The sequence below is a fragment of the Kosakonia sp. S42 genome, assembly GCF_016624785.1.
In the GTDB taxonomy this organism is placed as follows: Bacteria; Pseudomonadota; Gammaproteobacteria; order Enterobacterales; family Enterobacteriaceae; genus Kosakonia; species Kosakonia cowanii.
On record NZ_JACVTW010000007.1, the window covers coordinates 1 to 15,195 of the forward strand.

The window sequence follows — 15,195 nt, forward strand, 5'->3', positions numbered from 1 at the left end:
ATGTCACCTGAGTGCCCACACAGATTGTCTGATAAATTGTTAAAGAGCAGTGCCGCTTCGCTTTTCGCAGCGGCGCGGGGTGTGCATATTACGCTTTCCCGCTGTGAAGTCAACTGATTATTTTCAGAATTCTTCACCTGACAGGCCGGTGTGTTTGCCGTTGTGCCGTGTCAGTGGAGGCGCATTATAGGGAGTTAATTCCTGCTGACAACCCCTAATTTCAAAAAACTTTTCAACCGTGTTTTTTTTCAACAAAGTGCGGTTAAAAGCGGCATAAATAGCAGGTATCGCTGTTTTTACCACCACTTATAGATATCGAATGGCATACTACCGAGTGAAATAAAGAAGAAGGAAGTGAGAAATGCCTTTAAACGCACAGCAACTTGCCGCGCAGAAAAACATCTCCTGGGTCATAGCCGAGAAACTGGCGCAGCAGATCCTGAAAGGTGAGTACGCGCCGGGAACCATTTTGCCCGGCGAGATGGAGCTCGGTGAGACGTTTGGCGTAAGCCGTACCGCAGTAAGAGAGGCAATAAAGACATTAACCGCGAAGGGGATGGTCTTACCCCGCCCGCGTATCGGCACGCGCGTGATGCCGAAGGGGAACTGGAACTTCCTTGATACCGAACTTCTCTCATGGTGGATGAGTGAAGACAATTTCCAGGAAGTGATCCAACACTTTCTCGTTATGCGCGCCAGCCTCGAGCCGCAGGCGTGCCTTCTCGCTGCCACACTGGCAAGTGCCGGGCAAAAGGCGTATCTGAATACATTAATGGAAGAGATGGTGTGTCTGAAGAAGACGTTTAACCGGGAACGCTGGATAGAGGTGGACATGGCGTGGCATGAACATATCTACACCATGAGCGGTAATCCTTTCCTTATGTCTTTCGCCACACTTTTCCACTCGGTTTACCATACTTACTTCACCTCTATTACTGAAAACGAAGTGATTAAGCTGGACCTTCACCAGGCTATCGTCGATGCGATTCAGGAAAGCGACGGGGATAGTGCGTTTCAGGCGTGCCAGAGATTGTTGAATTCGCCTAATTAAAGGAATGAGTATGACAAAGAAGAAAGGGCGCAGTATGGCCGGGCTGCCGTGGATAGCCGCGATGGCCTTTTTTATGCAGGCGCTCGACGCCACCATCCTTAACACCGCCCTCCCCGCTATTGCACAAAGTCTTAACCGTTCGCCGCTGGCGATGCAGTCCGCGATCATTAGCTACACCCTGACCGTCGCGATGCTGATCCCCGTCAGCGGCTGGCTGGCCGACCGCTTCGGCACGCGACGTATCTTTATGTTAGCCGTCAGCCTCTTCACCCTCGGCTCGCTGGCTTGCGCCCTCTCCAACTCCCTGGGCATGCTGGTTGTCTTCCGCGTGATTCAGGGGATTGGCGGGGCGATGATGATGCCGGTCGCGCGCCTCGCCCTGCTGCGCGCCTATCCGCGCAGTGAATTACTGCCGGTGCTCAACTTTGTCACCATGCCGGGGCTGGTCGGGCCGATTCTTGGCCCGGTAATGGGCGGCGTGCTGGTTACCTGGGCAAGCTGGCACTGGATCTTCCTGATTAATATTCCCATTGGTGTCGCCGGGTTGCTCTACGCGCGTAAATATATGCCGAACTTCACCACCCCGCGCCGCAGCTTTGATATGTGGGGCTTCCTGTTATTCGGCTTAAGCCTGGTGCTCTTCTCCAGCGGGATGGAGCTGTTCGGTGAGAAAGTGGTCGAAACCTGGCTTGCCCTGAGCATTATCTTCAGCGGCATCGCCCTACTGCTGCTCTATATTCGCCATGCCCGCCGCCACCCGACGCCGCTCATCTCGCTCAACCTGTTTAAGACCCGCACCTTCTCCGTCGGTATCGCCGGGAATATCGCCTCGCGCCTCGGTACCGGGTGCGTTCCTTTCTTAATGCCACTGATGTTGCAGGTGGGCTTTGGCTATCCGGCGCTAATTGCTGGCTGCATGATGGCACCGACCGCGCTGGGTTCTATTCTGGCAAAATCGACCGTCACGCAGATCCTGCGCTGGTTTGGCTATCGCAAAACGCTGGTTGGCGTCACGCTCTTTATTGGCGTAATGATTGCGCAGTTCGCCCTGCAAACTCAGGCGATGGCGATCTGGATGCTGGTGCTGCCGCTGTTCATATTAGGCATGGCGATGTCGACGCAGTTTACCGCCATGAACACCATCTCCCTTGCCGACTTAACGGATGAAAACGCCAGTAGTGGCAATAGCGTGCTGGCGGTAACGCAGCAGTTGTCTATAAGCCTCGGTGTAGCCGTGAGCGCAGCGGTGCTGCGTTTTTATGAAGGGGTGGATGGCACCAACACCGTTGAGCAGTTCCACTACACCTTTATTACGATGGGCGCAGTAACGGTGGTCTCCGCTTTAACCTTTATGCTGCTGAAGGCGAAAGATGGCCGCAACCTGATCAAGGAGCGCCACAAAAAATCAGGCTGAGCCGCGCTCCATCAAGACCGGTGTCAGTTGCAGACGCTGTTGTTGCAGGCTCGGGTCGGCAATACGGTGGATCAGCACATCAATCGCCAGCTCACCCAGTTCATCCTTTGGCTGATGGATGGTGGTGAGCGGCGGCGTCATATAGCGCGCCAGCTCGATATCGTCGTAACCGACAATCGCCATATCCTGCGGGATCGACAGCCCCGCCTGGTAGAGCGCCTGATAAGCGCCGACCGCCATCGCATCATTGCCGATAAACACCGCCTGCGGGCGCTCATCCATCGCCAGCAAACGCTGCATCGCCGTCAGGCCACCGCCGAACTCAAAATCACTCTCGATCTCGTCGCCGTCGCGAATCGTTAGCCCGGCGCGCGCCATCGCCTCGCGGTACCCCTCCAGTCGCAGCCGGGAGGGCGTTTTATCCAGCGGGCCGGTAATACAGGCGATACGCGTCATCCCTTTATGAATGAGATACTCCGTCGCCATCATGCCGCCCAGCAGCGAGTTATCCTGAATCAGATCGCTGTCGCCATCGAACGGCGCCCAGTCCATCATCACGGTGGGAATTGAGGGGTAACGGCTCATGATGACTTGCGAAGGCTGATGCGTTTCGGTGCAGAGCAGAAGCAGCCCGTCGACGCGCTTTTGCATCAGCGTTTCCAGATTGCGATTCATTCGCTGCTCATCGCCTTCGGTATTGCATAACACCAGGCTGTAGCCACGCTCGAAGCAGCTGCGCTCTACCCCGCGCACTAGCTCAGAGTAAAAAGGGTTGGTACTGGCGGTGATCAGCATCCCAATCGTGCGCGTCTGTTTAAGCTTCAGGCTGCGCGCCACCGCGGAAGGCGCATAGTTCAGCGACGTGATCGCGGCGTCTACCTTCTCGCGAATCGCCTCACTGACAAAGCGATCGTTATTAATAACGTGGGAGACGGTAGAGGTAGAAACGCCCGCCAGGCGGGCAACATCCTTCATGGTGGCCACGCGTCACCCCTGCTGAGCAAGAAAATCATCAATCTCATTACGCCACGGAACCGAAGGCTGCGCCCCTTTGCGCGTCACGGCAATAGCCGCCGCCGCATGGGCGAAGCGGATCGCTTCATCCAGCGGTTTCTCTTCCAGTAGTGCAGTCATCAGCGCGCCGTTAAAGGTGTCGCCCGCGGCGATGGTATCAATGGCTTTCACCTTGAAACCCGGTACGCGCTTGCCTTCACCGTTTACGCTGGCCCACACGCCGCGGCTGCCGAGAGTAATGATGACCGTACGGATGCCTTTATCATGCAGCACCCGCGCGGCACGCGCCGCATCTTCATCACTGGAAACCGCGATGCCGGTGAGTTTTTCTGCTTCGGTTTCGTTAGGGGTAATGATATCCACCAGCGCCAGCAGCTCATCGGAGAGTTGCCGGGCGGGCGCGGGGTTTAGCGCGACCGTAGTCTGGTTCTGCTGAGCAATACGGGCTGCCGCCAGCACGCTCTCAACCGGTGATTCCAGTTGCATTAACAGCGCCGACGCCTCTGCAATTAAGGTCTGCTGCTCTGCCACGCGTTCGGTGGAGAGCGCGGCATTCGCGCCGGCATGAATACCGATGACATTCTCCCCTTCGCCGTTAACGAAAATCAGCGCCACGCCGGTCGACTCACCCGCAACCACGCTGACAGGCGCCACATCAATGTTGTCGCTGGCGAGCTGCTTACGCACCCGCGCGCCGGTATCGTCATCGCCGGTGCAGGCGATAAAGGCGATATCCGCGCCGCTGCGTCCGGCCGCCACCGCCTGATTGGCCCCTTTGCCGCCGAACGCAACCTGATAGTGGTTGCCGGTTACGGTTTCGCCGGGTGTCGGGAAAGATTCAAGGTTAAGAATGTGATCGGCATTGATACTGCCAAGAACGACGAGTTTGCCTGCGGTTTTCATGATGAGCGTGTCCATAAAGTGCGCCACCGCGAACGGTGGCGCGTGCCATGCTTTTCTTTTATTACCTTGTCCCTCAGGCTGACAGAACGTACATCGAGCCTGAACGTTCTGTTACTGCTTGATGACCAGTTTCAGGTCAACCGGATTTTTAGCGTAAACTTTTTCGCCTTTCAACACTTTGTCTGCGGTATCAACGCCTTTCGCGCCAATCTGCTCCGGCAGCTGGGCAACGGTGGCGGCCAGTTTGCCATCGTTTACCGCTTTTTCGCCATCCGGCGTACCGTCAAAACCGACTACCATCACGTCGCTTTTGCCCGCGGTCTGCAGCGCGCGCAGCGCACCGAGGGCCATCTCATCGTTCTGGGCGAATACCGCCTGCACATCCGGATGCGCGGTCAGCAGGTTCTGCATCACGTTCAGACCTTTGGTGCGGTCGAAGTCAGCCGGCTGGCTGGCAAGGACATTGAATTTGTGCGCAGCGACCGCCTGCTGGAAGCCTTCACCACGCTCACGCGCGGCGGAGGTCCCGGCAATGCCCTGCAGCTCGATCACTTTCGCGCCTTCGCCCGCTTTCTTGGCGATGTAATCACCAGCGATTTTACCGCCGAGCACGTTATCAGAGGCGATATGGCTTACTACTTCACCGCTGCTAGCGACGCGGTCAAGCGTGATCACCGGGATTTTGGCCTGGTTAGCCATCTTAATGGCGTTACCAACCGCATCGGAATCGGTCGGGTTGATCAGCAGCAGCTTGGTGCCGCGAACGGTTAAATCCTGGACGTTGGCCAGCTCTTTCGCCGGGTTGTTCTGCGAGTCCAGCACCACCAGGTCATAACCCAGTTTGTCGGCCTCTTTCTGCGCGCCATCCTTCAGCGAGACGAAGAACGGGTTATTCAGGGTCGAGATCACCAGAGCAATAGAGTCTTTCGCCATCGCGTTCGCACTTACCGTGGCGCTCAGGGCAACAGCAGAAACCAGAGTGGCCAGTTTTTTCATGTTCATGTTCATGAGTCCTGTTGTGTAGGGAATTACTGCTTTTTGTTGTCTACCAGCACCGCCAGCAGAATCACCACTGCTTTAACGATCATCTGGTAATAGGAAGAAACGCTCAACAAATTCAGGCCATTATTGAGGAAGCCAAGAATCAATGCGCCGATCAATGTCCCAACAATACGACCTTTCCCGCCGGCAAGGCTGGTACCGCCCAGCACGACTGCGGCAATCGCATCCAGTTCATAACCCGCGCCCGCAGTCGGCTGCGCTGAGGAGAGACGCGCAACTTCGATAATGCCCGCCAGCGAAGCCAGCAGGCCGCTCAGGGAGTAGACGATGATTTTGACTTTATCGACGCTGATACCCGAGAGACGGGTCGCCGCTTCGTTACCGCCCAGCGCATAAATGTAGCGCCCCAGACGGGTGTGATGTAACAGATACCAGGCGGCAATAAAGACCACGGCCATGATCCACACCGGCGCTGGCACGCCGAGCGGGCGACCGATACCGAACCAGCCAAAAATATCGGCGTTAGCGGTAAAGCCGGTGTTGGCGGGGCTGCCGTTGGTGTAAACCAGCGTCACGCCGCGCAGCAGCAGCATCATCACCAGTGTGGCAATAAATGCCTGCACGCGGCCTTTGGCGACGATGGTGCCGGTCACAGCACCCACCGCCGCACCCAGCGCCAGCGCACCGGCGACCGCCACCAGCGCATTCACCTCCATACCCACCAGCGAAGCGGCGACCGCACCGGTGAGCGCCAGCAGAGAACCGACGGACAGATCGATCCCCGAGGTCAGGATCACCAGCGTCATGCCCACCGCCATAATGGCGTTCACAGAGGTCTGCTGGAGAATATTCAACAGGTTATTGACGGTAAAAAAGTTGGGACTCATGGTCGAAACGATGGCGATCAGCACCAGCAGGGCGATCAGCGATTTTTGTTCCATCAGCCACGCTTTGCTGAAATAGCGGCGACCAGAAACGGCCTGGGTAGTCATCTCTCTTACTCCTGATTCACACGATTAAGCTTGCCCACAGCGGCAGCCATCAACACTTCCTGAGTGGCCTGCTCGCGCGTGAATTCCCCGCCGAGATGCCCTTCATGCATCACCATGATGCGATCGCTCATGCCCAACACCTCCGGCATTTCCGACGAAACAAGAATGATGCTCAGGCCATCGGCCTTGAACTGGTTAATAAGTTGGTAAATCTCTTTCTTCGCTCCGACGTCCACGCCGCGCGTGGGCTCATCGAGGATCAGCACTTTCGGGCGAGTCATCAGACCGCGCGCAATCGCCACTTTTTGTTGATTACCACCGGAGAGCAGACCGATCGGCTGCTCCATTGATGGCGTTTTAACATTGAAGAGACGAATAAAATCACTTACCGCCTGCTGCTCTTCTTTATGCTTAAGGTTGCCGCCCGTGCGGCTGAAGTAGCGCAGCGCGGTCAACGACATGTTCTCTTTTACCGACATGCCGAGCACCAGCCCGTCGCGCTTACGGTCTTCAGAGATGTAGACAATGCCGTTCGCCAGCCCATCCTGCGGCGTTTTGGTGATCACTTCGTGACCGTCGAGGGTGACATATCCGCTGGTACGCGGCAGTGCGCCATACAGCACTTTCATCAGCTCCGTACGCCCGGCGCCCATCAGCCCGGCCACGCCGAGGATCTCGCCTTTGCGCAGCGTAAAGCTGACGTTATTAACCCCGGGCCCGCAGAGATTATCGACCGTCAAACGCACCTCGCCCGGCGCTTTGTCCAGCCGCGGGTATTGATCTTCCAGTTTGCGGCCAACCATCATCTCAATCAGCGTATCTTCCGTTAGCGTTGCCACTTCGCGCTCGGCAATAAACTGCCCGTCGCGAAACACGGTGACGTCATCGCAAATCTCGAAGATCTCTTTCATACGGTGGGAGATATAGACGATGCCGCGCCCCTGCGCTTTCAGTTCGCGGATCACGCGAAACAGCGACTCGGTTTCGGTATCGGTCAGCGCATCGGTCGGCTCATCCATAATGATGACCTGCGACTCATAGCTCATCACTTTGGCGATTTCGACCATCTGCTGATCGCCGATGGAGAGTTCACCTACCGTGCGATCGCTTTTAAAGCGCAGATTGAGTTTGGTCAGCAGGGTGTTGGCTTCGGCGAACATCTTTTTCCAGTCGATTTTGCCGAAGCGGTTAACAAACTCGCGGCCAAGAAAGATGTTCTCAGCAATGGTGAGCTGCGGAATCAGGTTCAGCTCCTGGTGAATAATGCCGATGCCCGCTTCCTGAGAGGATTTTGGCCCGCTGAAGGTGGTCTCTTTACCCAGCCAGAGCAGCGAACCGGCGTCACGGCTGTAGATGCCGGTCAGCACTTTCATCATTGTCGACTTTCCGGCGCCATTTTCGCCGACCAGCGCCATCACGCGGCCGGAATAGACGTTCAGCGCCGCGCCAGAGAGGGCTTTAACGCCGGGAAAGGATTTATCAATGCCTTTAAGTTGCAGTAATGCGTCCATGATCGCCTCAGAAGGTGACGCCGGCACAGAGAATGATATTCGCAAACGGGGAACACTCCCCGCTGCGAATAACCGCCTGACTACCTGCGGTCTCTTTTTTGAATTGTTCGTGCGTAACGTACCGCACTTCGATGGTATTCCCCTGGTGTTGCTGCAGCTGCTCAAGGTGAGTGAGCAACGTTTCGTGGAGTTGCGGATTCAACTGCTTGATCTCCGACGCGATGATTGCGGCCTCAACCTGCATTTCTGCGGTCACCACTTCCAGCACCTGCATAAAGGAAGGCACGCCCTGGGTTAACGCCATATCAATGCGTTGCGCACTGCGCGGCACCGGCAACCCGGCATCACACACCACCAGCGTATCGGTATGACCAAGACGAGAGATGACAGACGAAATATCAGCGTTCAGAACACAACCTTTTTTCATATTTTTGCTCCATGAGCGAAACGTTTCGCTGACGGCAGTGTAGTACGAAGAATGTTCTGAAAACTATCGCCTGATTGAAGAAGTGTGATCGGAATCGAAACGTTTCGCTCAACAGAGTGGTGAAAAAAGCAGCGCGACTCTCTTAAGGTAAATTTATAGCAAATGAGAGCAAAAACCCCTCTTAGGGAGGGGTTTGAGAGGTGTCAAATTTCGACCTGCGTACCGAGTTCGATAACCCGGTTAGGTGGGATCTCAAACTGGTCCGGCGCGCGCAGGGCGTTGCGCTGCAATACCAGGTAGAGCTTGCCGCGCAGGCGCAGATACCACGGGCGTTTGCCGAGGATCAGCGACTCGTGGGACATAAAGAAGGAGGTTTCCATCATCCGGCAACTCAGCCCTTCCAGCCCGCAGCGGTGGAACACCTCTTCGACGTTCGGCGTTTCGCGCCAGCCGTAGCTTGCCACTACGCGCCAGAAAGTGGGCGAAAGCTGCTCAATCTGCACGCGGCGAACGTTATGCACATACGGCGCATCTTCAGTACGCAGCGTCAGCAGGATCACACGCTCATGCAGCACCTTGTTGTGCTTCAAGTTATGCATCATCGCAAAAGGAATGACGTTAAGCGCGCGGGACATATAGACCGCTGTTCCCGGCACACGTACCGGCGGCGATTTCTCCAATGAAGCGATCATCGCTTCCAGCGAGTTACCGTGCTCATGCATCCGGCGCAGCAGGCGGAACCGCTCGCTCTTCCAGGTGGTCATCACCAGGAACATCACCAGACCGAGGCTCAATGGCAGCCAGCCGCCGGAGACAATCTTATCGAGGTTCGCCGAGAAGAGCGGCACATCGATGCAGAGGAAGAAGAGCAGCAGCATGCCGACCAGAATCTTATTCCAGTGCCAGTTTTTGCGCGCCACGGTGGTGAAGAGCATGGTGGTCAGCACCATGGTACCGGTCACCGCAATACCATACGCCGCCGCCAGGTTGCTGGAGTGTTCAAAGCTGACAATCACCAGCACCACCGCGAAGTAAAGCAGCCAGTTGATAAACGGAATATAGATCTGCCCGGACTCCATCTCCGAGGTGTGAATAATCCGCATCGGCGCCAGATAACCAAGGCGTACCGCCTGGCGCGTCAGGGAGAAGACACCGGAAATTACCGCCTGCGAAGCAATCACCGTCGCCAGCGTGGCGATAATCAGCATAGGGATCAGCGCCCACTCAGGGGCTAACAGGAAGAAGGGGTTTTTAATCGCTTCGGGAGTTTTCAGCAGCAGCGCGCCCTGGCCAAAGTAGTTCAGCACCAGCGATGGCAGCACCACGCTAAACCACGCCACGCGGATCGGCAGCTTACCGAAGTGGCCCATATCCGCGTAGAGCGCTTCCACGCCGGTAATAGAGAGCACTACCGCACCGAGGGCAACAAACGAAATGGCTTTGTACTGCAAGAAGAAGTTAACCGCCCACATCGGGTTAAGCGCCTGCAGCACTTCCGGGTTGGCAATAATGCTGCGTACGCCGAGCACCGCCAGAATCAAAAACCACGCCAGCATAATCGGCGCGAAGAGTTTGCCCACCAGCCCGGTGCCATGTTTTTGAATCGCAAACAGCAGCGTCAGCACCACGATGGAAAGGGGCACAATCCACGTGTCGAGGGAGGGGGCGACAATCTCAAGGCCTTCGATGGCCGACATCACCGAGATGGCGGGCGTAATTACCACTTCGCCATAGAAGAAGCTGCCGCCGATCAGGCCCATAATCACCAGCACCGAGGTCATCCTGGCGGAGGTGTTACGCCCGGCCAGCGACATCAGCGTCAGGATCCCGCCTTCACCGGCGTTATCCGCCCGCATTACGAAGGTGAGGTACTTAATCGAGACGACAAAAACCAGTAGCCAGAAAATCAGCGACAGGAAGCCAAAGACGGCATCGCGCTCAACGCCGAAGCCGAACTGGCCAGATAAACATTCACGCAGTGTATAGAGTGGGCTGGTACCAATATCACCGTAGACAACCCCAATTGCCGCGAGAGTGACCGCGGGTAACGATTGTTTCTTATCAGTGCTCATAGACTAATCTTTTGATTGAATGCAATTATGTGTGCTTAGTCCCTTGGCCCACAAAAAGCGCACAGTATGCACGATTATCGACGGAATCGTACCCCTAAATGCAACCACATTAATCTGGCTCAATGAAAACAAAGCCGTTCTTCAGTCTATTACAGGCACTTTCAGGAACGTTTATAATCGCTCTGACAAGCCGGAAACCACGGCGAAAGGACGCAGATTCATTATGGCTCACTTACATCTATTAGCAGAAAGAATTTCCCGCCTCAGCAGCGCGCTGGAGAAAGGCCTGTTTGAGCGCAGCCATGCGATCAGGCTCTGTTTACTCGCCGCCCTGAGCGGCGAAAGCGTATTCCTGCTGGGTCCACCGGGCATCGCCAAAAGCCTGATTGCCCGCCGCCTGAAATTCGCCTTTAAAGATGCCCGCGCTTTTGAATATTTAATGACCCGTTTCTCCACGCCGGAAGAGGTTTTCGGCCCACTTTCCATTCAGGCGCTGAAAGATGAAGGTCGCTATGAGCGTCTCACAAGCGGCTATTTACCGGAAGCGGAAATCGTCTTTCTGGATGAAATCTGGAAAGCAGGCCCGGCGATCCTTAACACCTTGCTGACCGCCATTAACGAACGCCGTTTTCGTAACGGCGCCAGCGAAGATCACATTCCGATGCGCTTGCTGGTGGCGGCCTCTAACGAACTCCCGGAAGCGGACAGCAGCCTCGAAGCGCTCTATGACCGCATGCTGATTCGTCTCTGGCTCGACAAAGTACAGGAGAAGAGCAACTTCCGCTCAATGCTTATCAGCCAGCAGAGTGAGAGTGAAAACCCGGTACCGGCAGAGCTGCAAATCACCGATGAAGAGTACATCCGCTGGCAGCATGACATTTCGCAGGTGGCGCTGCCGGAACCGGTGTTTGAGCTGATTTACACCCTGCGCCAGCAGCTCGATACCCTGCCGAACGCGCCGTATGTTTCCGACCGGCGCTGGAAAAAAGCGATTCGCCTGTTGCAGGCCAGCGCCCTGTTCAGCGGCCGCGACGCGGTGGCCCCCATCGATCTGATTTTGCTGAAAGATTGCCTGTGGCACGACGCGGAAAGCCTGCGCCTGCTGCAACAGCAGCTTGACGTTTTGATGACCGGGCACGCCTGGCAGCAACAGGCGATGGTGACGCAACTGAGTGCGATAGCCCAGCGACACCTGCAACTTCAGCAGCAGCAAAGCGATAAAACCGCCCTCAGAGTGGAACGTCAGGGCGGCATGTTCAGCCGTCGTCCCCATTACGAACTTCCTGCGGATCTGACCGAGCCGGTGCTGACGCTTCTGCTACAGCAACCGCTGAAACTGCACGATCTTAACGTTATCCACATTACCCTTGAGCGCAGCGCGCTGGAGCAGTGGCTGGCGAAAGGGGGCGAGATCCGCGGCAAGCTTAACGGGATTGGCTTTGCTCAGCCGCTTAATATGGAAGTGGATGCCAGTCAGCACCTGCTGGTGCGCGATGTCAGTTTGCAGAGTTCGCGCCTGGCGCTGCCGGGCACGGCGTCAGAGAACGTGCCGGATGAGATCAGGCAGCAGCTGGAGGCGCTGGACACCACCTGGCACCAGCAGCACACCCGCTTTAGCGAACAGCAGAAGTGTCTGTTTATCTCCAGCGACTGGTTGGGTCGCATTGAAGCCAGCCTGCAGGATGTCAGAGCGCAGATCCAACAGGCGCGTCAATGATCCCACTCGATACGCTCAATGTGATGCTGACCATCAGCGAAGAGGCGTTGATAGAGGATCTTATTATCCTCTTACTGGCCTCGCCGCAGCTGGCGATCTTTTTTGAAAAGTTTCCCAAGCTCAAGCATGCCATTACGGAAGATCTGCCGCGCTGGCGCGAAGCGCTAAAAAAGCACCTTAAAGAGGCGGAAGTACCCAAAACGCTGGCGGAAGAGGTGCTCGCTTTTCAGCAGAGCCAGTTGCTCTCCACCTCGCAGTTTACCGTTCAGCTGCCGCAAACCCTGGCCCTGCTTGATAAGGTGCAATCCCCTTTCGCGGCGCAGGCTCGCCAGATGGTCACCGATAACCCCGCTTTCACCCCGGCACTGCATACGCTCTTTCTTCAGCGCTGGCGTCTGAGCCTGGTGGTGCAAACTACCGCCTTTAACCAGCAACTGCTGGAGGAGGAGCGCGAACAACTGCTGAGTGAAGTGCAGGCGCGCATGACCCTCAGCGGCCAGCTTGAACCGGTGTTGATTGAAAATGAGAACGCGGCCGGCAGGTTATGGGATATGAGCGCCGGGCAGCTTAAACGCGGTGATTACCAGCTGATCGTCAAATATGGTGATTTCCTTAAAGAGCAGCCCGAACTCCAGCAGCTGGCAGAGCAACTGGGCCGTTCGCGGGAGGCGCGTTCGGTACCGCGCAAAGATGCTCCGATGGAGACCTTCCGCAGCATGGTGCGCGAGCCGTCAACGGTGCCGGAGCAGGTCGATGGCCTGCATCAAAGCGACGATATCCTGCGCCTGCTGCCGCCTGAACTGGCGACCCTCGGCATCACCGAGCTGGAGTATGAGTTTTATCGGCGGCTGGTGGAGAAGCAGCTGCTGACCTACCGGCTTCACGGCGATGCCTGGCACGAAAAGATCACTGAGCGTCCGGTGATTCATCAGGATTTTGATGAGCAGCCGCGCGGGCCATTTATTGTCTGCGTCGACACCTCCGGTTCCATGGGCGGCTTCAACGAACAGTGCGCGAAAGCCTTCTGCCTGGCGTTGATGCGCGTGGCGCTGGCCGACAAACGGCGCTGCTTTATTATGCTCTTCTCCAGCGAAGTGGTGCGTTATGAACTGACCTGCGATAGCGGGCTGGAGCAGGCGATCCGCTTTCTGAGCCAGCGCTTTCGCGGCGGCACCGATCTGGCGAGCTGCTTTCGGGCGGTGATCGAGCGGATGCAGGGCGGCGAATGGTATGACGCCGACGCGGTGGTGATCTCTGACTTTATCGCCCAGCGGCTGCCGGACGAGGTGATCGGTAAGGTAAAGGAGCTACAACAGCTGCATCAACACCGCTTTCACGCGGTGGCGATGTCAGCCCACGGTAAACCCGGCATCATGCGCATCTTTGACCATATCTGGCGCTTTGATACCGGGATGCGCAGCCGCTTGCTGCGCCGCTGGCGGCGTTAAAGCAGGCCGGCAATCTCGTCGCGCACGGCGGCGGGCCATACGCCGCACTGCACCTGGCCGATGTGCGAGAGTTGTAACAGCAGCATGGTGAGGCGCGACTGACCAATGCCGCCGCCGATGGTTTGCGGCATCTCACCGCGCAGCAGCGCCTGGTGCCAGTCGAGTTGCAGCCTCTCTTCATCGCCGGTCAGTTTCAGCTGGCGCTTCAGCGCTTCGGCGTCAACGCGGATTCCCATCGATGAAAGCTCCAGTGCATCCTCCAGCACCGGGTTCCACACCAGGATATCGCCGTTGAGGCCGCTGAAACCGGCTTCGGCTGGCGTGCTCCAGTCATCATAATCCGGCGCGCGAACATCGTGACGCTTGCCATCGCTAAGCTTGCCGCCAATCCCCATCAAAAAGACGGCGCCCAACTCTTTAGCGATCGCTTTTTCGCGCCCTTTCGCATCTAAGTGCGGGAAGCGGCTGAGCAGCGTTTCGCTGTGCACGAAGTGGATCTGCTCTGGCAGGAACGGTGCCAGACCAAACGCTTCGCTAACTGCTGCTTCAGTCGCTTTGATCCCGGACCAGATCGCTTCAACGGTCGATTTCAGGGTCGCCAGCTGGCGCTGACCGTCACCCAATACGCGCTCCCAGTCCCACTGATCCACATACACGGAGTGAATGGGAGAGAGGCGATCTTCATCGGGGCGCAGGGCTTTCATATGGGTGTAAAGCCCCTCACCCGCGCTGAAATCGTGTTGCCCCAGCGTCTGACGTTTCCACTTTGCCAGCGAGTGCACCACCTCAAAGCGGGCATCCGGCAGCGTTTTCACATTGACCTGTACCGCTTTCTCGCAACCCGACAGGTTATCCTGCGTGCCATCCCCTACCCGGCTGAGGATCGGTGCCTGCACTTCAATCAGGCCCAGTTTCTCTTCCAGCTGGCGAGAGAAGAAGGATTTCACGAAGGTAATCTGGCGTTGTTTTGCGATGTAGGCGGTTTTCATTTTTTTAACTCCTGTCTGCGTAGGCTTGCAATTAAGCAACAGAAACAGGCGTAAGTTCAATAATCCACAATTAAAAAGGCCAACAGGCTTTTGAATCGCTAAAATAGCCGGCTAAAATAGAATGAATCATTAATCTACATAAGAAAAACGTATGGAAAATTATCAGATCGACAATCTGGATCGCGGCATCCTCGAAGCGTTAATGGCCAATGCCCGTACGGCGTATGCTGAACTGGCGAAGCAGTTCGGCGTCAGCCCAGGCACCATTCATGTGCGGGTAGAGAAGATGAAGCAGGCGGGTATTATCACCGGCGCGCGCATCGACGTCAGCCCGAAGCAACTCGGTTATGATGTCTGCTGCTTTATCGGCATCATTTTGAAGAGCGCCAAAGATTACCCCTCAGCGCTGGCCAAACTGGAGAGTCTGGAAGAAGTGACGGAAGCCTACTACACCACCGGGCACTACAGCATCTTTATTAAAGTGATGTGCCGCTCGATCGACGCACTGCAACAGGTACTTATCAACAAGATCCAGACCATTGATGAAATCCAGTCCACCGAGACATTGATCTCCTTGCAAAACCCCATCATGCGCACGATCCGCCCGTAACCGGGCGTTTTCATCCACGATCAATACCCGCATTGTCCACAGGTA

General features: G+C 56.4%; 13 protein-coding genes. 5 read left to right on the forward strand and 8 right to left on the reverse strand.

Translation table 11 applies throughout. The features are described 5' to 3' along the window. Nucleotides 1-361: 361 nt before the first annotated feature. A complete protein-coding gene (locus IAE50_RS10770) occupies nucleotides 362-1,051 on the forward strand; it encodes a FadR/GntR family transcriptional regulator (protein ID WP_200580248.1) in 690 nt (229 codons plus the stop codon). A 10-nt stretch (nucleotides 1,052-1,061) separates the two neighbouring features. Next, entirely contained in the window at nucleotides 1,062-2,465 is a 1,404-nt protein-coding gene (gene mdtD / locus IAE50_RS10775; protein WP_042711905.1) for a multidrug transporter subunit MdtD, read from the forward strand. On the opposite strand, the gene rbsR is transcribed toward mdtD, so the two are convergent. The 7 genes from rbsR to kup all read right to left on the reverse strand — a co-directional run bounded on the left by rbsR (nucleotide 2,457) and on the right by kup (nucleotide 10,386). Beyond that, nucleotides 2,457-3,449, reverse strand: a complete 993-nt coding sequence (gene rbsR, locus IAE50_RS10780; RefSeq protein WP_094192957.1) for a ribose operon transcriptional repressor RbsR — start codon at nucleotides 3,447-3,449, stop codon at nucleotides 2,457-2,459. The genes mdtD and rbsR overlap by 9 nt on opposite strands. Before the next feature lie 3 nt (nucleotides 3,450-3,452). Then, entirely contained in the window at nucleotides 3,453-4,382 is a 930-nt protein-coding gene (gene rbsK / locus IAE50_RS10785; RefSeq protein WP_200580328.1) for a ribokinase, read from the reverse strand. A gap of 111 nt (nucleotides 4,383-4,493) precedes the next feature. Beyond that, nucleotides 4,494-5,384: a ribose ABC transporter substrate-binding protein RbsB gene (gene rbsB, locus IAE50_RS10790; RefSeq protein ID WP_042711907.1), complete on the reverse strand. Its 891-nt coding sequence runs from the start codon at nucleotides 5,382-5,384 to the stop codon at nucleotides 4,494-4,496. Nucleotides 5,385-5,410: 26 nt separating this feature from the next. Further along, nucleotides 5,411-6,376, reverse strand: a complete 966-nt coding sequence (gene rbsC / locus IAE50_RS10795) for a ribose ABC transporter permease (RefSeq protein ID WP_200580249.1) — start codon at nucleotides 6,374-6,376, stop codon at nucleotides 5,411-5,413. Nucleotides 6,377-6,381: 5 nt separating this feature from the next. Next, on the reverse strand, nucleotides 6,382-7,887 hold the full coding sequence (gene rbsA / locus IAE50_RS10800; protein WP_200580250.1) for a ribose ABC transporter ATP-binding protein RbsA: 1,506 nt from the start codon (nucleotides 7,885-7,887) through the stop codon (nucleotides 6,382-6,384). A 7-nt stretch (nucleotides 7,888-7,894) separates the two neighbouring features. Further along, entirely contained in the window at nucleotides 7,895-8,314 is a 420-nt protein-coding gene (rbsD, locus tag IAE50_RS10805; RefSeq protein ID WP_042711919.1) for a D-ribose pyranase, read from the reverse strand. A 203-nt stretch (nucleotides 8,315-8,517) separates the two neighbouring features. Next, nucleotides 8,518-10,386, reverse strand: coding sequence for a low affinity potassium transporter Kup (kup, locus tag IAE50_RS10810; protein WP_076769276.1), 1,869 nt, complete (start codon nucleotides 10,384-10,386; stop codon nucleotides 8,518-8,520). Nucleotides 10,387-10,609: 223 nt separating this feature from the next. Here kup and ravA point away from each other — a divergent pair, with 223 nt between their 5' ends. Next, nucleotides 10,610-12,103 carry an ATPase RavA gene (gene ravA, locus IAE50_RS10815; protein WP_094422627.1) on the forward strand — a complete coding sequence of 498 codons (1,494 nt, stop codon included), beginning with the start codon at nucleotides 10,610-10,612 and terminating at the stop codon, nucleotides 12,101-12,103. After that, nucleotides 12,100-13,551, forward strand: a complete 1,452-nt coding sequence (gene viaA, locus IAE50_RS10820) for an ATPase RavA stimulator ViaA (protein WP_200580251.1) — start codon at nucleotides 12,100-12,102, stop codon at nucleotides 13,549-13,551. Before ravA ends, viaA begins: the two co-directional genes overlap by 4 nt. Here viaA and asnA read toward each other — a convergent pair. After that, the gene (gene asnA, locus IAE50_RS10825; protein ID WP_200580252.1) at nucleotides 13,548-14,540 is read right to left on the reverse strand and encodes an aspartate--ammonia ligase; all 993 of its coding nucleotides are present in this window, start codon (nucleotides 14,538-14,540) and stop codon (nucleotides 13,548-13,550) included. The genes viaA and asnA overlap by 4 nt on opposite strands. Nucleotides 14,541-14,691: 151 nt before the next feature. Here asnA and asnC point away from each other — a divergent pair, with 151 nt between their 5' ends. Beyond that, nucleotides 14,692-15,150, forward strand: coding sequence for a transcriptional regulator AsnC (gene asnC / locus IAE50_RS10830; RefSeq protein ID WP_039054911.1), 459 nt, complete (start codon nucleotides 14,692-14,694; stop codon nucleotides 15,148-15,150). Nucleotides 15,151-15,195: the final 45 nt, after the last annotated feature.